This window comes from Bradyrhizobium sp. LTSP849 (genome assembly GCF_000938255.1).
In the GTDB taxonomy this organism is placed as follows: Bacteria; Pseudomonadota; Alphaproteobacteria; order Rhizobiales; family Xanthobacteraceae; genus Bradyrhizobium.
The window spans coordinates 1-18,073 of record NZ_JYMR01000010.1; the positions used below are offsets into that span (position 1 = coordinate 1).

General features: G+C 64.3%; 12 protein-coding genes, 1 pseudogene and 2 riboswitches. Of the genes and pseudogenes, 4 read left to right on the forward strand and 9 right to left on the reverse strand.

Features of this window, described 5'->3' with window-relative positions; all coding sequences use genetic code 11:
• Positions 1-366 (forward strand): IS110 family transposase (locus UB31_RS07965; RefSeq protein WP_045010198.1); only part of this gene is annotated, 366 nt, incomplete at its 5' end.
• A 202-nt stretch (positions 367-568) separates the two neighbouring features.
• Here UB31_RS07965 and UB31_RS07970 read toward each other — a convergent pair.
• From UB31_RS07970 to UB31_RS08010, 9 genes are all read right to left on the reverse strand, one after another.
• Positions 569-1,459 (reverse strand): crotonase/enoyl-CoA hydratase family protein, encoded by an 891-nt coding sequence (locus UB31_RS07970; protein ID WP_045010481.1) that lies wholly within the window; start codon positions 1,457-1,459, stop codon positions 569-571.
• 175 nt (positions 1,460-1,634) lie between these two features.
• The gene (locus UB31_RS07975) at positions 1,635-3,056 is read right to left on the reverse strand and encodes an amidase (protein WP_045010482.1); all 1,422 of its coding nucleotides are present in this window, start codon (positions 3,054-3,056) and stop codon (positions 1,635-1,637) included.
• Positions 3,049-4,221: a M20 aminoacylase family protein gene (locus UB31_RS07980; RefSeq protein WP_045010483.1), complete on the reverse strand. Its 1,173-nt coding sequence runs from the start codon at positions 4,219-4,221 to the stop codon at positions 3,049-3,051. Before UB31_RS07980 ends, UB31_RS07975 begins: the two co-directional genes overlap by 8 nt.
• Positions 4,222-4,234: 13 nt before the next feature.
• A complete protein-coding gene (locus tag UB31_RS07985) occupies positions 4,235-5,740 on the reverse strand; it encodes a M81 family metallopeptidase (RefSeq protein ID WP_045010484.1) in 1,506 nt (501 codons plus the stop codon).
• A 314-nt stretch (positions 5,741-6,054) separates the two neighbouring features.
• Complete coding sequence (locus UB31_RS07990; protein ID WP_045010485.1) at positions 6,055-7,704, reverse strand: ABC transporter ATP-binding protein; 1,650 nt, start codon at positions 7,702-7,704, stop codon at positions 6,055-6,057.
• The gene (locus UB31_RS07995) at positions 7,704-8,591 is read right to left on the reverse strand and encodes an ABC transporter permease (protein ID WP_045010486.1); all 888 of its coding nucleotides are present in this window, start codon (positions 8,589-8,591) and stop codon (positions 7,704-7,706) included. The genes UB31_RS07990 and UB31_RS07995 overlap by 1 nt, the downstream gene beginning before the upstream one ends.
• Positions 8,592-8,609: 18 nt before the next feature.
• Positions 8,610-9,551, reverse strand: a complete 942-nt coding sequence (locus tag UB31_RS08000; RefSeq protein WP_045008396.1) for an ABC transporter permease — start codon at positions 9,549-9,551, stop codon at positions 8,610-8,612.
• A 182-nt stretch (positions 9,552-9,733) separates the two neighbouring features.
• Positions 9,734-11,047 carry a D-amino acid dehydrogenase gene (locus tag UB31_RS08005; protein WP_045010487.1) on the reverse strand — a complete coding sequence of 438 codons (1,314 nt, stop codon included), beginning with the start codon at positions 11,045-11,047 and terminating at the stop codon, positions 9,734-9,736.
• Positions 11,048-11,115: 68 nt separating this feature from the next.
• Positions 11,116-11,244: riboswitch (glycine riboswitch) on the reverse strand.
• Positions 11,245-11,247: 3 nt separating this feature from the next.
• A riboswitch (glycine riboswitch) is annotated at positions 11,248-11,352 on the reverse strand.
• Positions 11,353-11,446: 94 nt separating this feature from the next.
• On the reverse strand, positions 11,447-12,577 hold the full coding sequence (locus tag UB31_RS08010; RefSeq protein WP_045010488.1) for a M20/M25/M40 family metallo-hydrolase: 1,131 nt from the start codon (positions 12,575-12,577) through the stop codon (positions 11,447-11,449).
• Positions 12,578-12,839: 262 nt separating this feature from the next.
• Here UB31_RS08010 and UB31_RS08015 point away from each other — a divergent pair, with 262 nt between their 5' ends.
• The 3 genes and pseudogenes from UB31_RS08015 to UB31_RS08025 all read left to right on the forward strand — a co-directional run bounded on the left by UB31_RS08015 (position 12,840) and on the right by UB31_RS08025 (position 17,976).
• Positions 12,840-14,450, forward strand: a complete 1,611-nt coding sequence (locus UB31_RS08015) for an ABC transporter substrate-binding protein (protein WP_045010489.1) — start codon at positions 12,840-12,842, stop codon at positions 14,448-14,450.
• A 100-nt stretch (positions 14,451-14,550) separates the two neighbouring features.
• Positions 14,551-16,149 (forward strand): ABC transporter substrate-binding protein, encoded by a 1,599-nt coding sequence (locus UB31_RS08020; RefSeq protein ID WP_045010490.1) that lies wholly within the window; start codon positions 14,551-14,553, stop codon positions 16,147-16,149.
• Positions 16,150-16,376: 227 nt separating this feature from the next.
• Positions 16,377-17,976, forward strand: a pseudogene (locus UB31_RS08025) (glycosyltransferase family 39 protein).
• Positions 17,977-18,073: the final 97 nt, after the last annotated feature.

The window sequence follows — 18,073 nt, forward strand, 5'->3', positions numbered from 1 at the left end:
AAGACCGCGATTATCATTCTGGTGCGGATGCCCGAGATCGGTCAGATCACGCGCGAACAAGCCGCCGCACTGTCAGGGCTTGCCCCTTATGACGATGACAGCGGCAATCACGTCGGCGTCCGTCACATTGCGGGCGGGCGTGAACGGCTGCGCCGCGCGCTGTTCAATGCGGCGCTACCGGCGTCCTTTCGCTGGAATCCGCAGCTGATCGCGTTCTATAAAAAGCTGACTGGGGCCGGCAAGGAGCACAAGCGCGCTCGGATCGCTTGCGCCAGAAAGCTGCTGATTTTCGCCAACACAGTCGTAGCCCGCGGCACACCCTGGCAAAAAGAATCGCCTGAAGTCGCCAGCCCGCCAGCCATCTGACCGCGTTTCTTTGTTCGGCCGAAGCACCGTTTCTTCGTCCCGACCTGCCGTCACAAAGACGCCGCGCGCCGCGGCCGTCAAGGCTGGCCGTCGCTCCGGCCCAACCCCATCTCCGCTGCCGCCAGGCCACGCCTTGACGGCCGCAAGCACGGCGTCATGCTCGCCGGCAATCGGGCGCGCTTTAATGGTTGCTACGGTGGCCTCACTTATACTCCCGCTCGCTCCACCATGGGAAATAGTCCGGCATATCGCTCGACACCTTGTTCTTGAACTGCGCCGGACGCTTCTCCAGGAACGACACCACGCCTTCTTTCACGTCCTCAGACCGGCCGCGGGCGTAGATGCCGCGGCTGTCGACCTTATGGGCTTCCATCGGGTCGTCCGCGCCCATCATGCGCCACATCATCTGGCGGATCAGCGCCACCGACACCGGCGCAGTCTTGGCGGCAAATTCCTTGGCGAGCGCGCGGGCGGTCGGCAAAAGATCATCCGGCGGCACGACCTTGCTGACGAGACGGCCCGCGAGCGCCTCCTGCGCCGGGAAGACACGGCCCGAATAGCACCATTCCAGCGCCTGCGAGATGCCGACGATGCGCGGCAGGAACCAGCTCGAGGCCGCCTCCGGCACGATACCGCGCTGGGAGAATACGAAGCCGAAGCGCGCGGCGTCTGAGGCGATGCGGATGTCCATCGCGAGCTGCATGGTGACGCCGATGCCGACCGCCGGGCCGTTGACCGCGGCGATCACCGGCTTCAGGCATTTGAAGATGCGCAGGGTCACCTGGCCGCCGCCGTCGCGCACCTGCGGATCGCTGTAGTCGACCTTGCCGTCGGCGAACCGCTTCACCGGGCCACGCCGCGCGTCGCGATCGAACGTATCCGCGCCGGAGGAGAGATCCGCGCCCGCACAAAAGCCGCGGCCGGCGCCGGTGACGATGATGGCGCGGACGTTGTCGTCCTTGTCGGCGGCGTCGAACGCATCGATCAGCTCTCCTTGCATCTGCGCGTTGAAGGCGTTGAGCTTGTCGGGCCGGTTCAGCGTGATGGTGAGGATCTGCTCGGCGACGTCGTATTTGATCGTCTCATACGCCATGGTGGTTTCCTTCCCTGTCTTGAATTCTGTCTCGAAGAGACGTCATGCATGGTCGCCGGCGTCCGTCTTGCGCGGACTGGGCATGTGGCGGCCAGTTAGAACGTGGATGGCCGGGCATAGGCTAGCGGAAGCGACGCCGTCCTTCGGACGGCTACGCCCCGGCCATGACGGAATGCTACTTGGCCGGCGGCTTGGGCCAGGGCTTCTGCGCACCGCGCAGGCCCTCGAAGGCCTTGGCCATGCCGAGCACGCCGATATCGTCGAAGCGGCGGCCGACGATCTGCACGCCGATCGGGAAACCCTTGGCATCGAAGCCGCCGTTGATGGAGACCGCGGGGTTCTCTGACATATTCCACGGTACGGTATAGCCGATGTGCTCGAACGGCTTCATCGGATCGTTTAGCGGCGAGGCAAACTCCGCCGGGTAGTTCACGTTCGGTGCGGTCGGCGAGATCACATAATCGAGCTCGCAGAACAGCTTTGCCGCCGCAGCGCGGATCGCCATGGTCTGGTTGAAGCCCCTGATGACGTCGACGCCCGACAGCTTTGCACCGGACGCGCCCCATTTGAAGATATAGGGCAGCACCTTGGCCTGCTCGGCGGGTGTCAACTTCGACAGATCATCCCACATCCGTGCGCGCCAGAAATTGTCGAGGCCATCGAGCATCTCGCGGGTCAAAATGCCGTCGACCTCGGTGACGACGGCGCCGGCGGATTCGAACGCTTTCGCGGCCTTCACCGCGACCTCGCGTACCGGCTTCTCCGGCGGTGGGCCGACGCCGCAATCGAGCATCAGGCCGATGCGCAGCTTGCGCGGCGATTTGTCCAGGATCTTCCAGTTGATGGTGTCAGTGGGCAGGCTGGTGCCGTCGCGCCGGTCGGGCTTTGCGATCACGCTCATCATCAGCGCGCAATCGTCGACCGTGCGGGTCATGGGACCGGCAACGCGGCCGACATAAGCGGGATCGATCGGCACGCGGCCGAAGCTCGGCTTCAATCCGACGAGGCCGCACCAGCCCGCGGGCAGGCGCACCGAGCCGCCGATATCGGTGCCGAGATGCAGCGGACCGTAGCCGGCCGCCGCCGCAGCGCCGGCACCCGCGCTGGAGCCGCCGGGATTCTTGGAGAGGTCCCAGGGATTGCGCGCGAGCGCGTGGAAGCTGGAGAGTCCTGAGGACAGCATGCCGTAATCGGGCATGGTGGTTTTTGCGAAGATGATCGCGCCGGCCTCGCGCAGGCGCGCAGCGGGCGGCGCGTCTTTCTCGGCCGGCACCAGCTTGACGCTGGCCGCGCCCAGCGGCACCGGCACGCCCTTGGTCGCGATGTTGTCCTTCACCGTCGCCGGCACGCCGTCGAGCGGGCCGGACGGCTCGCCGCCGGACCAGCGCGCGGTCGAGGCCTTTGCCGCCTCGCGCGCGCCGTCGGGGTCGAACGCATAGAGCGCCTTGAGATGCGGCTCCCACGCGGCGACGTGCTCGAGCACGTCCTCCAACACCTCGCTCGGCGAGAACTGTTTGGCGCGATAGCCCGCGATCAGATCGACCGCGGAGAGATCGTGCAGCGAGGTGACCGCCTCTTCGACACTCTTTTTATGCATGGGCACCCACCGGCATGCGCGTCTCGATGATGCGGGCGAACATGCTGGCGCCGATCGGCAGGATCTTGTCGTCGAGCACATAGCCGGGATTGTGCACGGGCACCGAGCCGTCATGGCCGACCCAGAAATAGGCGCCGGGAATGGTTTCCAGCATGTCGGCGAAATCTTCGCTGCCCATCTTCGGCGTGGTGCGGGTGATCACGTTGGCGGGGTTGACGATTGTGCGCGCGACCTCTTCGACCACCTTGGACTGCTCGACCTGGTTGACCAGCACGTTGAAGGTGTCGCGGATGTCGACGTCGATCACGCATTGATAGGCGCTGGCGATGCCGGCGCAGATCGTGCGGATGCGTTCGCTGATCAGGGCGCGGACTTCTTTCGAGAAGGTGCGGATGGTGCCGCAAAGATGGGCTTCGCCGGGAATGACGTTGTAGGCGGAGCCGGCATGGATCTGGGTGATGGACACCACGGCGGCCTGGAGCGGCTCGACGTTGCGGCTGACGATGGTCTGGATCGCTTGCGCCAGCGTGGTCGCGATCACGACCGCGTCCTTGGAGCGCTCGGGCATCGCGCCGTGCGCGCCATAGCCGATGATGCGGAGGTCGAAGAAGTCGGCGCTGGCCATTGCCGGTCCCGGCAGGATTGCGATCTCGCCGAGATTGAGGTCGGGCGCGTTGTGCAGGCCGTAGAGCTCGTCGCAGGGGAACTTCTCGAACAGGCCGTCCTTGATCATGGCGCGGGCGCCGCCGAGGCCTTCCTCGGCCGGCTGGAAGATCAGGTGCACGGTGCCGTCGAAGTTCTTCGTCTCGGCGAGGTAGCGCGCGGTGCCAAGCAGCATGGTGGTGTGGCCGTCATGGCCGCAGCCATGGAAGCGGCCGGGAATTTTCGAACTCCATTTCAGATTGGTGTTCTCTTCCATCGGCAGCGCGTCCATGTCGGCGCGCAGACCGATGCGCTTGCCGCTCGAGCCCCTGCCCTTGATGACGCCGATCACGCCGGTGCCGCCGAGCCCGCGATGTACCTCGATGCCCCAGCCCTTCAGCTTGTCGGCGACGATGCCGGAGGTGCGGACCTCCTCGAAGCCGATCTCGGGATGGGCGTGAAGGTCGCGGCGGATGGCGGTGAGTTCGTCGGCATAGCCGTCGATGCGGTCAATGGTGGGCATGTGTCCTGTCCAGTTAGCGTGATGGGGGCGTGAAAACGGGGCCGTTCGGCTTGAGGCGGATGCCCGGCCGCAGGCGCGTCCAGGGCAGCGTGGCGGTGTCCGCCGGCATTGCGCCGGGCGCGGCGCAGATCATCAGCTTTTCCGCGATCGGCTCGAAATCGGCGCGGAAGTGCACCGAGCTCTTGTTGACCAAAATCTTTTGCTCGGTCGGCTCGATGCCGACATAGCGGTACATCGCCTGGTCGGCGAGTTGCGCCTTGTGTGAGGAGACGACGACGCGGACGTTGCCGATGCGCAAGGCCGCGGAGGGGCCCATCTCCATCTCGCGGCCGCCATAGTAAGGACCGGGTGCGATGAAGCGGCCGTCGGAAAGTTTCTCGACGATAAAGGTCTCGGTATAGGGCTCGTCGCCGGGAATGCCGGACTTGCCGCCGAGCGACAGCGTCACGGTGGCGCCGACGCCGGCCGCATGCGCGGCTTTCGCGGATGCCGGATCGTAGATCGCGCCGGTCGCAGCGCTCGCCTTGTTGCGCACCAGCGCGCGCAGCATGCCTGTGGTGTCGGAATCGCCGCCGGCGCCGGGATTGTCCTGGGTGTCGGCGATGATGATCGGCTTGCTCGCGCCCTTCGAAAGTTCCATCGCGTGGCGCACGCCGTCGTCGGGCGACCAGATCTTGCCGTCGAAATCGTCCTCGTGGCTTTCGATCAGCTTGACGATCGCATCGGCCGCGCGGTCGGCATCTCCTTGCGTCTTGCCATAGGCGAACACGCTCGGGCCGCAATCGCGGAAGTCGGCTGCGGGAAAGCCCGGCGCGAAAGAGAGAGTCGGAACCGCATCGTTCTCCAGTGCGGTGAGCTTTTCGTAGATGCCCTTGGTCGGCTGGTCGTTGGTGCACTGCCAGCTGATCGGGATCAGGAACGGCAACTGCCGGAACGCTTTTGCGAAACGCTGCTTGGTCTTCAGCAGCAGCGCAAGATGGCGCGCGGAGGCGCGGCCGGTCTCGGCCATGTCGACATGGGGATAGGTGCGGTACGCAATCAGCGCGTCCGCATGTTCCATCATTTCGGGCGTGACGTTGGCGTGGAGGTCGAGGCTCGTGACCAGCGGAACATCCTTGCCGATGACGCGGCGCACGCGCGCCAGAATCTCGCCTTCGCCGTCGTCGAGATGCTCGGTCACCATGGCCCCGTGCAAGTCGAGATAGATCGCATCGATGGGGCCGGCGGCTTTGATGCCGTCGACCATGACCTTCACGATGCGCTCGAAGGCATCCTTGGTGACATGCGCCGACGGGCTTGCGCCGCAGGCGATCGTCGGAATGAGTTCCCAGCCATTGGCCTCGGCGCTGTCGACGAAACCGGCCAGCCCGACATTGATGCGGCGCATCACCTTTAACACGTCGGCGCCTTCAGTCATTGCCGGCCAGCCACCGCCATGCTGGAAGTCGGCAAACGTCGCCTTCGTCGGAGCGAAGGTATTGGTCTCGTGCAGGAAGCCGCCGACGGCGATACGTGTCATCAATTCAGTCCAGCAATCGAAAGTGCGCGACGTTAGCCTTCGACGTTAGCCTTGGCCTTGCGGAGAGAGCAAGCTTGCGAACCCATCGCGCCGCGCATGGCGTCAGGCCGTTTTGGGAATGCTGCTGATGCGGTGGATGCGAGTGAGACACTCCGCCAACCCCACTCTCGATGTCGTCCCGGCGAAGGCCGGGACCCATAACCCCAGGGAGAAGTTTGGCGAAGACTAGAAGTTTGGGACGAGCACCGTACGCAATGGGATAGATTCCGCGGTATGGGTCCCGGCCTTCGCCGGGACGACACCGGAGAGTGTTGCTACAGAGTGGCCGCCACGCCCTCCGACACCGGCCGGAAGTTCGCAAAATCCCAGCCGCGGCCGGGCGCTGCCTCGAGCAAGGCCCTTGTATAGGCCTCCTTCGGATGCGTCAGCACCTCTGCGGCGGGGCCCTGTTCGACGACGCGGCCGTGCTGCATCACCACGACTTCGTCGCAGATCTGGGCGGCGACACGCAGATCGTGGGTGATGAACAGGATGGCGATGCCGAGCCGCTTCTGGATCTCGTCGAGCAGTTCCAGCACCTGCGCCTGCACGGAGACGTCGAGCGCGGAGACCGCTTCGTCCGCGACCAGCACGTCGGGGTCGAGCGCGAGCGCACGCGCGATCGCGATGCGCTGGCGCTGGCCGCCGGAGAACTGGTGCGGATAGCGTGACACGGCGTCGGCCGGGAGGCCGACGAGTTCGAGCAATTCGCGCGCCCGCTTCATCGCATCGGTGTGCGAGGTGCCGTAATTGATCGGGCCTTCCGCGATGCTCTCGCCGACAGTGACGCGCGGGTTGAGCGAGCGGTAGGGATCCTGGAACACGATCTGGATCTTTTGTCGGTGCGGCTGGAGCAGGCGACGCGAGATGTCGGAGATCTCGCGGCCGGCCAGGCGCACGCCGCCGGAGGTCGGATCGATCAGGCGGACGATGCAGCGCGCCACCGTCGACTTCCCCGAACCGCTTTCCCCGACGATGCCGAGCGTGCGGCCCTTGCGCAGCGTCAGCGTCACCTTGTCGGCGGCAACGACCTCGCGTCCTTTGCCGAAGAAGGCGCGCTCCTTATAGACCTTGCTGAGCTCGTTGGCTTCCAGCACCACCGGCTCCCTGGACTCCTCGCGCGGAGCGCGCGGCACCAGGCTCGGCACCGCAGAGAGCAAATTGCGGGTGTACTCCATGGTCGGATTGCGCAGGATGGCATCGAGCGTGCCGGTCTCGACGAGGCGGCCCTGCCGCATCACCGCGACACGGTCGGCGATCTCGGCCACCACGCCCATGTCGTGGGTGATGAACAGCACGGCGGTGCCGTGATCGCGCTGGAGATCGCGGATCAGTGTCAGGATCTGCTTCTGCGTGGTGACGTCGAGCGCGGTGGTCGGCTCGTCGGCGATCAGCAGCTTCGGTTCGAGCACCAGCGCCATTGCGATCATGATGCGCTGGCGCTGGCCGCCGGAGAGGCGGTGCGGGTAGGAGGCGAAGATGCGCTCGACCTGGGGCAGGCGCACCTGCTCCATCATGTCGAGGATGCGTTGCTTCCGCGCTTTCGCGTCGAGGCTGGTATGGGCGCGCAGGACCTCGTCGATCTGGCTGCCGACCGGCACCACCGGATTGAGCGCGGTCATCGGCTCCTGGAAGATCATCGCCATCTGCGTCGCGCGCAGCTGGCGCAGGCGGCGGTCGGTTGCGGTGAGAATCTCTTCACCGACCAGCTTGACGCTGCCGCCGGTCGGAACCAGCGTGCCTTTCGGCAGCAGGCCCATCGTGGTCAGCGAGGTCACCGACTTGCCCGAGCCGCTTTCGCCGACAAGGCACAGCGTCTCGCCTGTGTGCACCTGAATCGAGATGCCGTCGATGATGCTCGCGCCCTTCGGCTTCTTGCCGATGGAGACGACGAGGTTGTTGATGTCGAGGACTGGGTTGGTCATCACTTGCCTTCCCGCTGCTTCATGCGCGGATCGAGTGCGTCGCGCGCGGCGTCACCGATCAAATTGATGCTGAGGATGGCGATCGAGAGCAGCAGGCCCGGCCAGAAGATCAGCGTCGGCTTGAGCTGAAAATACTGGCGGCCCTCAGCCATGATGTTGCCCCAGGTCGGGGTCTCCGGCGAGATGCCGGCGCCGAGGAACGAGAGGATGGCCTCGGTCAGGATCGCGGACGCACAAACATAGGTGCCCTGGACGATCAGCGGTGCGATCGTGTTCGGCATCAGATGCCGCCACATGATCTTTGGCAGCGACGAGCCCACCGAGATCGCGGCCTCGACATAGGGCTCCTCACGTGCCGACAGCACGACCGAGCGCACCAGGCGGGCCACACGCGGGATTTCGGGGATTGTGATCGCGATCATCACGGTCCAGATGCTGGCGCCGGAGAGCGACACCACGGCGATCGCGAGCAGGATGCTCGGCATTGCCATCAGGCCGTCCATGACGCGCATCAAGACGGAATCGACCAGCTTGAAGAAGCCGGAGATGAGGCCGATTGCGAGCCCAATGACGATCGACAGGATCGCACAGCCGATGCCGATCAGAAGCGAGATCCGGCCGCCATAGATGACGCGCGAGAGGAGGTCACGGCCGTAGGCGTCGGTGCCGAGCAGGAACTGCGTCGAGGAGGGTTTCAGCCGCAGCGACGGTGCGAGCTGGATCGGGTCATACGGCGCGATCAGCGGCGCCAGGATCGAGATCAGCACGATCAGCGCGAGCAAGACGGTTGCCGTGGCGATGATCGGCGTCGAGGTGAGGAATCCGAAGCGCGGCCGCAGCGGCGACGTGATCGGAATGGACGACTGGGGAAGGGTATCGACTGACATTTTGTCCTTATCCTTGCCTCAGTACCGGATCCGGGGATCGAGCAGGGTGTAGGCGACGTCGATGAGAAGATTGACGACGACGTAGATCAGCGACGTCAGCAAAATCATTGCCTGGATCACCGGGTAGTCGCGCGCCAGCACCGCGTCCACGGTGAGGCGGCCGATGCCGGGGATGTTGAACACGCTCTCGGTGACGACGACGCCGGAGATCAGCAGCGCAAAGCCGGTGCCGATCACGGTGATCACGGGCACGGCGGCGTTGCGCAGCGCATGCCGCATCATCACCGCGACCTCGTTGATGCCTTTGGCGCGCGCGGTGCGGACATAATCCTCGCCGAGCACGTCGAGCATCGCCGCCCGTGTCATGCGGGCGATCAGCGCGACATAGATGAAGGAGAGGGCGCAGGTCGGCAGGATGATGCGCTCGAAGAATGGCCCGAAGCCGGTCGAGATGCTGCGGAAGCCCTGCACCGGCACCCAGCGGAGGTCGATCGCAAAGACCTCGATCAGGACGTAGCCGATCACGAACACCGGCACCGAGAAGCCGAGCACCGAGAGCCCCATCACGAAGCGGTCGATCCAGGTGCCGTGCTTCCAGGCCGCGATCACGCCCAAGGGAACGGCGACGATGACGGCGAGGATGATGGTCGAGAGCGCGATCGAGATCGACGGCTCGACGCGCTGGCCGATCATCTTCATGACCGGCAAATTGGAGATCAGCGAGGTTCCGAGATCGCCGTGCAGCAGCTTGCCGACCCAGGTGACGAACTGCACGATCAAGGGCTCGTTGAGGCCGAGCGAGGTGCGGATGCGCTCGAGCCGTTCCGGCGTGGCGTTATCGCCGGCGAGAATCGCGGCGGGGTCGCCCGGCGTCAACCGCAGCAGCAGGAAGACGAACAGCGCCACCACGCCCATCACGGGCACCGCGGCCAGAACGCGGCGAATGAGATAACCTAGCATGCACCTATCTCCGGCTGCGGAACTTGTGAGGGCTTGAGACGCCCGTTGTTTCTATCGTGTCTATCATGAGCGCCTGTCATTCGGGCTGGAAATGCCGGCCGGAGATGCCGGCTTTTCGGGGCAAATTGTGTGCCAAGGGCAGGGCGGTCGCAAGGGGCCGCCCTGCATTGGTTTGCGACCACTCAAGATGCACGACGCAGCTTGTGCTCAACCGCAAGTTCACCTTGAAGCGAGGGAGCGGTCGGCGGCGCGTTGAGCCCGCGCCAGCCGTCGATGGTCCCGGCAATCATCTGCGCGGTTGCCGCCGACAGCGTCCAGCCGAGATGGCCATGGCCGGTGTTGAAGAACACGCCGGGCATCCGCCCTGCGCGCACCACCGGCATCATGTTCGGCATCATCGGGCGCAACCCGGCCCACGGAATAATCCGCGACGTTTCGACGGCGGGGAAGTTGCTGCGCACCCAATCGACCAACGGCTGCACGCGGTCGGCGCGGATGTCGCGGTTGAAGTCGTTGAACTCGGCCGTGCCGGCGACACGAAAACGATCTTCGCCGAGCCGGCTGGTGACGATCTTCGCGGCCTCGTCGAGCAGGCTGACGGTCGGCGTCGCGTTGCGGCTCTCGGCGGTGTCGAGCTGCACGGTGATCGAGTAGCCCTTCACCGGATAGACATTGACGCGCTCGCCGAGGAGGCCGGCGAATTGGCGACTGGCAACGCCGGCGCAGACTACGACGCCGTCGACCTTCAGCGTGCCACGTGCGGATGCGACGGCGTCGCCAGCGGCGAGATCAGCCCAGCCGACGACAAAGCCGTTGCCGGCGCGGGCGATCGAATCGATGTTGGCGTCGTGGATGAAGGTTGCGCCGCGGCGCTTGCAGGCGTCTGCAAGCCCGCGCGTGAACTTGTGGATATCGCCGGTCGCATCCGACGGCGTGTAGAAGCCGCCGTAATACTGCTTGCGCAGCGTCGGCTCGATCGTGCGGATCTCCTCCGGCGTTACCGGGCGCCGATCGAGGCCGCCCTCCTGCAACAGCGCATTGACACGCAGGCCGGATTCAAAACCCTTCTTGTCGTGATAGATGTGGAGGATGCCGCGGCGTTCGAGATCGAAGTCGATGCCTTCGCGCGTCGCAATCTCGAACAGGTGCTTGCGGGCTTCGATCGCGAGTCGCGTGGTCTCGATGGTGTTGGCGCGGTAGTTGCCGATATTGGCGACGAACTCGCCCATCCAGGAATATTTGTGCCAATTCGGCCGCGGGTTCATCAACAGCGGTGCGTCGCGCCGGAACATCCAGCGCAGGCCTTTCAGGATCGTTGCGGTGCTATTCCAGACTTCGGCATTGCTGGCGGAGAGCTGTCCGCCATTGGCGAAGGAGGTCTCCATCGCGGCGTAGCGGTGCTTGTCGAGCACCGTCACCTCAAAGCCGCGTTCGAGCAGGGCATAGGCAGTCGTTACGCCGGTGATACCGGCGCCGATAATGGCAATATGGGTCATGGCAGGTTCGGGGCTCCCGTGAGTTAGAGTCGGCTAACCGCCGGCCACAAGGCCGTTGGCGGCGCCCCATCTGTCACGGTTACCTGAGAGCTTGATCCGGCGCGGACCTGACAAGGGCGGACCCTCACGAGGTCTATGCGGACTATCCCCTTCGGTGGACGTCACGACCACGCTGGCCGCGCCGTCTCTCTCCAGATCGTCCTGACGATACAGTCCTTTTGCCTGAGAGTTTCCGGGGCGGTTGCTCCGTCGGCGCCACAACGAAAGCTAGAGGCCTTCGTTGTGATCTCTCCCGCATCGTCGCGTGGACCAGCGACAAGTACGATACGCCTCATTTTTGGACAAGGCTAAATTTCGACCGCGACTGCCAACGCATTGTGCAGTGCGAAATTGATTCAATTATTCCAGGGTCGCCAGCAGCCCGGCCATCAGGCGGCCGCGCTCGATCAGGCTGTCGACCTCGATGAACTCCTCCAGCGTGTGGCCGTTGCCGCCACGCACACCCAGGCCGTCGAGCGTAGGAATGCCCATCGCGCCCGTAAAGTTGCCGTCGGAACCACCGCCGGAGCTCGCATGCGGCAGCTTCGCGCCAAGCGACTCGGCGATGCCGCGCGCCTTTTCATAGAGCGCCATGGTGCCGGCATCCGGCTCCCACACGGGACGGGTGACGCCGCGCGTGACCTTAAAGGAGACGTCATTGGCTGAGCCCGACAGCGCCAGCATTCGCTCGACGCCGCGATCGAGATCGGCCTGACGCTTGGCCATGGAGAGCGCTTCGCCGGTGGCGGTCGTGGCAACGCAATTGACCCATTGGCCGCCATGCACGACGCCGACCGAGAAGGTGCAGTCGTCCGTGGTCATCGCGTCGATCGCGAGAATCTGCCGCGCCATCTCGCGGATGGCGGAGCGACCCGCCGACAGCGTCGCGCCGGCGTGGCTCGGACGTCCGGTCGCCTCGAGATTGAAGCGCGCGATGGCATAACGTCCGGTGGTGACGCCGTTGTCGGCGCGGCCGGGCTCCGGCACCAGCACGTATTTGTTGCGCGCGGCCTCCGCCTCGATGATGTCGCGCGTCGAGGGCGTGCCGACTTCCTCGTCCGGCGTGAACAGCACGGTGATCGGCAGCGGTGTGGTGAAGGAGGCACGCGCCAGCTGCCGGATCGCTTCCAGCGAGAGATAGTTGCCGCCCTTCATGTCGTAGATGCCGGGGCCGTAGCATTTGCCGCCCTCGCGGCGCCATGTCAGCTTCTCGATGGTGCCGACCGGGTGGACGGTATCCATATGCCCGGCGATCAGGATGCCCGGCTCGCCCTGCTTCGGATGGGGAAAGCGCGCGCGGATGACGCCGCCAAAGCCTTGCCGGCCTCCAATGCGCTCGATCGTCGCACCCATGATGGCCATGTCCCGCGCTGCGATATCGAGCATGCGGTTGACCGCGCCTGCGTCCCAGGTCGGGCTTTCGCATTCCACCCAGTTGCGCAGACCCTGGAGCATGGCCTCGGAATCAAAGGGAAGATTGGCTGGATTCATCGGGAAGTCTCTCAAGCTTCGAAGGTGGAACGCGCATTGCATCGGCAAGCAGCGCGAACAGCGTTGTAGAGCCAAACCGGTCGCTGTGGAGCCCATGTGCACGCCGCCATGGGCTGCAACGAAAGCCGATTGACGGGCTCAACGCTGTCTGCAAGTCTCGAAAAGATAAAGGCATTGCATGAGGTTAGTTCGCCCAAAGAACGAACCGAATGCTCAACCAATAACCTGCCTTTGAACAGTTTCACGTCAGGAGAAACTTTATATGTTCCACATGATGCGCCGGGGGCGTCGCGCGTTCGCCTCCAAACTTGCGCTGTCGGTCGTCGCGCTTTCGACCGCGCTGGCCTCGCCAGTGCTTGCGGCCGGCAAGACCATCACCGCGGTGATGCATTCCGATCTTCGCATCATCGATCCGATCTTCACGACCGCCTACATCACGCGTGACCATGGTTACATGGTTTACGACACGTTGATCACGACGGACGCGAATTTCAAGATCCAGCCGCAGATGGCCGACTGGAAGGTCTCCGACGACAAGCTCACCTACACCTTCACGCTGCGCGACGGGCTCAAGTGGCACGACGGCGCACCGGTGACGGCCGAAGACTGCGTCGCCTCGCTGAAGCGCTGGGCCGCCGTCGACGGCATGGGCCAGCAGATGATGACCTTCACGGCCAGCATCGAGGCGACCGACGCCAAGACCATCACGCTGAAGCTGAAGGAACCCTACGGCCTCGTGCTGGACTCGATCGGCAAACCCTCTTCGCGCGTCGCTTTCATGATGCCGAAGCGCCTGGCCGAAACGCCGCCGGACAAGCAGATCCCCGAGCAGATCGGCTCCGGCCCCTTCAAGTTCGTGCAGGGCGAATTCCAGCCCGGCGTGAAGGCGGTCTACGTCAAGAACACCGACTACGTGCCGCGCAAGGAGCCGGCGAGCTGGACCGCCGGCGGCAAGGTCGTGAAGGTCGACCGCGTCGAGTGGATCACCATGCCGGACGCGCAGACCGCGGTGAACGCGCTGCAATCGGGCGACATCGACTTCATGGAAGTGCCGCCGTGGGATCTGCTGCCGGTGCTTGAAGGCAATGCCGATCTCAAGGTCGAGACGCTCAACAAGTTCGGCTATCAGACGCTCGGGCGCATGAACTTCCTCTATCCGCCCTTCGACAATCCGAAGATCCGCCGCGCTGCGTTTCTGGCGATGAACCAGAAGGACGTGCTCGACGCGCTCGTCGGCAATCCCAAATACTACAAGATCTGTGGTGCCTTCTTCATCTGCGACACGCCGTTTGCGTCCGACGTCGGCTCGGAGACGCTGGTGAAGGGCAACGGCATGGCGGAAGCCAAGAAGGCGCTCGCCGAGTCCGGCTATGACGGTACGCCCGTCGTGGTCATGGTGCCCGGCGACGTCGTGACGTTGAAGGCGCAGCCGACGGTCGCGGTGCAGCTGCTCCGCGAGGCCGGCTTCAAGGTCGACGCGCAGGCGACCGACTGGCAGACGGTGGTGAGCCGTCGCGCCAGCCAGAAGCCCCCGAAAGAGGGCGGTTGGAACATGTTCTTCACCAACTGGGTGAGCGCCGACGTCTCCAACCCGATCTCCAATCTCTCGATCGGCGGCCAGGGCAAGAAGGGCGGCTGGTTCGGCTGGGCGGAAGACGCCAAGATCGAGAAGCTCAAGGACGACTTCGTCCGCGCCGCCTCGCTCGACGATCAGAAGAAGATCGCGACCGAGATCCAGAAGGAAGCCTACGACCAAGTGATCTATGTGCCGCTCGGCCAGTATCTGGCGCCGAGCGCATGGCGGAAGTCGCTGTCGGGCGTGCTCGACGGCCCGGCGACCCCGGTGTTCTGGAACATCGACAAGTCCGAGTAAGGCCAAGTCCAAGTAAGGGAAGGCGCGTTAGCGCGCCTTCTGTTCCGGCCATCACGCGGCGTCGCTGTCATCAGCGGCGCCGCTCGCCAGGAGAGCTTCAATGTTCCAATTCATGCGTCGGGCTTTCGCCTCCTCACTTGCGATTCCACTCGTGGCGCTTTCGGCACTGGCCTCGCCGGTTCTTGCCGCAGGCAAGACCATCACCGCCGTGATGCATTCGGATCTGCGCATCCTCGATCCGATCTTCACCAGCGCCTATATCGCGCGTGATCATGGCTACATGGTCTACGACACGCTGATCGCGACGGATGCGAATTTCAAGATCCAGCCGCAGATGGCCGACTGGAAGATCTCCGACGACAAGCTGACCTATACCTTCACGCTGCGCGATGGTCTGAAGTGGCATGACGGTACGCCGGTCACCGCGGAAGATTGCGTTGCCTCCCTGAAGCGCTGGGCCGCTGTCGATAGCATGGGGCAGCAGATGATGCTGTTCACTGCGAGCATCGAGGCGACCGACCCGAAGACCATCACGCTGAAGCTGAAGGAGCCCTACGCGCTCGTGCTGGAATCGATCGGCAAGCCGTCGTCGCGGGTCGCTTTCATGATGCCGAAGCGTCTCGCCGAGACGCCGGCGGACAAGCAGATCCCCGAGCAGATCGGCTCCGGCCCCTTCAAATTCGTGCAGAGTGAATTCCAGCCCGGGGTGAAGTCGATCTACGTCAAGAACACCGACTACGTGCCGCGCAAGGAGCCGGCGAGCTGGACCTCCGGCGGCAAGGTGGTGAAGGTCGATCGCGTCGAATGGATTACGATGCCGGACGCGCAGACGGCGTTGAACGCGCTGCAGTCGGGTGACATCGATTTCATGGAAAATCCTGCCTTCGAAATGTTGCCCACCATCGAAGCCGACAAGGAGCTCAAACTCGAGACCCTGAACAAGTTCGGATTCCAGACGGGCGCGCGGATGAACTTCCTCCATCCGCCATTCGATAACGTCAAGGTCCGCCGCGCAGCACTCATGGCGGTCAACCAGAAGGACGTGCTCGACGCGCTGATCGGCAATCCCAAATACTACAAGACTTGCGCCGCGGTCTTCATCTGCGACACGCCGTTCGCGACAGAGGTCGGCGGTGAGACCCTCGCGAAGGGCGGCGACGTTGCTGCGGCCAAGAAGGCGCTCGCCGAGTCCGGTTACGACGGGACACCGGTCGTGCTCATGGCGCCGGGCGACGTGCTGACGCTGAAGGCTCAACCGATCGTGGTGGCCCAGCAGCTGCGCGAAGCCGGCTTCAAGGTCGACTTGCAGGCGACCGACTGGCAGACGGTGGTGAGTCGTCGCGCCAGCCAGAAGCCTCCGAAGGAGGGCGGCTGGAACATGTTCATCACAAATTGGGTCAGCGCCGACGTGGTCAACCCGATCTCCAACATCGCCGTCGGCGGGCAGGGCAAGAAGGGCGGCTGGTTCGGCTGGGCGGAAGACGCCAAGGTCGAGCAGCTCAAGGACGCCTTCGTTCGTGCGGCCTCGCTCGATGATCAGAAGAAGATCGCGACCGAGATCCAGAAGGAGACCTACGACCAGGTGCTCTATGTCCCGCTCGGCCAGTATCAGGCGCCGAGCGCGTGGCGGAAGTCGCTGACCGGCGTGCTCGATGGCCCGGCGACCCCGGTGTTCTGGAATATCGACAAGTCGGAGTAAGGGAGGGCGCGTCCCGCACCTTTCGTCCAATCATCACCCGGCGCCGCTGTCATCAGCGGCGCCGTTGTCTTTTGCCAGCCTTGTTCCGCAAGGCCAGCGAGCTTTTAACTCTTCCAGTCTCCAATTATTGCTATTTGTTTCCGATCTGAACTAGATGATTTGTCTTCGCTCATTACTTTCCCTCCCTCGATTTGAATCACGTGCTGATCGATTTTGCATTCCAGGCGATGGCCGAGCGGTCAGATCGCGCGCCGGCGCGATGGCGCCTGCCGTTGCTGCGCTGGCTTGATGGCGTCGAGGCGGGCTGGGGCGTTCCACTGCTCCTGGTCTGCTTCGTCGCGGTCTGGACGCTGTATCTCGCCATCGCCTATGCCGGCGGCGGGCTGCACCCCGATACGCTCGAGTCCTGGACGCTGGGGCGGCATTTCGCCTGGGGCTATCACAAGCATCCGCCGTTGATGGGCTGGGTTGCCGCGGCCTGGACCTCGGTCTTTCCGCTCAGCGACTGGTCGCTGCAATTGATGGCGATGGCGAATGCGGGACTTGCGCTGTTCTTCGTCGACCTGGTCGCGCGGCAGTTCGTGACCGGGCACAAGCGCATCCTGGTGCTGCTGCTTTTGATGCTGACGCCGGCCTATCAATTCCACGCCCAGCGCTTCAACGCCAACGCCGTGCTGCTCGTGATCTGGCCGCTCGCCACCTGGTGCTTCCTGCGCGCGTTCGAGGCCCGCAGCGCGTTCTGGGCGGCTGCCGCGGGATGCGCCACGGCGCTCGCAATGGTCGGCAAGTATTATTCGGTCTTTCTGATCGCGAGTTTTGCATTTGCTGCGCTGGCGCATCCCGCGCGACGCGCCTATTTCACGTCCGCTTCGCCCTGGATCTCGATCGTCGCCGGGCTTGCGGTGCTGTCGCCGCATCTCTACTGGCTCGCCACCACGGGCGCGTCGACCTTCACCTATGCGCTGAACCACGCCAACGGCAACGCCATCAGCTCGCTCGGGGAAGTGAAGAACTTTCTGCTGGGACTTGCTGCGGCCATGAGCGTGTCGGCCGTCATCTGGGTATTGATCGCAGGGACGCGACTAAAACAGTTTTTCGGCCGACTTCGCCGCGATGAGCCCCGGCCTGCGACTTCTCTTCTATGTCGCCATCGGCACGATCGCCCTGCCGGTCCTGACATCGCTCGCAATGGGCACGGATCTGCCGTCGCTATGGGCCTTGCAGGGACTATTCCTGTTCGTCGTTCTCATCGTCTGCGGCACGCGCTACCCGATCGAGCGCTTCTACACCGTCAATGCCACGATCATTGTCGCCGGCGTCGCGCTCGCGGCCGTTCTGGTCGCAGCACCAATCCATGCCGTCTACCGCAACATCAACGGTTATGAAGAGGGACGGAATTTTTACGCGCAAGCCGCGAACGAGGTCACCCGGCAATGGCGCGAATTGACCGGCGAGCCGCTCAGCGCGATCAGCGGCGACGATTCGCTGGCTTTCGCCACGGCCTTTTACAGCCCCGATCATCCGTATTATGCGCGGCCCCTCGCGTATCAATACGAATGGGGATTACCCCGCAAGACGACGCTCGATCGCGGCTGGGCTGCGCTGTGCTTCCGTGGCCAGGATGGTTGTGATCGCTGGATGGAGGAGGTGTCTTCGCGCGCCGGGAACTTTGTCAGGCGCGAATTCACCGTGCAGGCATCGCTGTGGGGCAAGCCCGGCCTGACGCGGGATGTGGTCGTGCTGATGGTGCCGCCACGTGCGAACGGTGATGCCGCGCCCGAAAGTGCCGCGCAGGATTTCAGCGCCAGCAAGCGCAGTCCGGAATAACGCGCGTCTCTCAGCAGTGGCTGTCGCGCAGCCCCTCGAGTCCTTCGCTTGCGAAGGGAGGCTTAAATGCGGGCTGCTTCACGGCAGTGGCCGATCG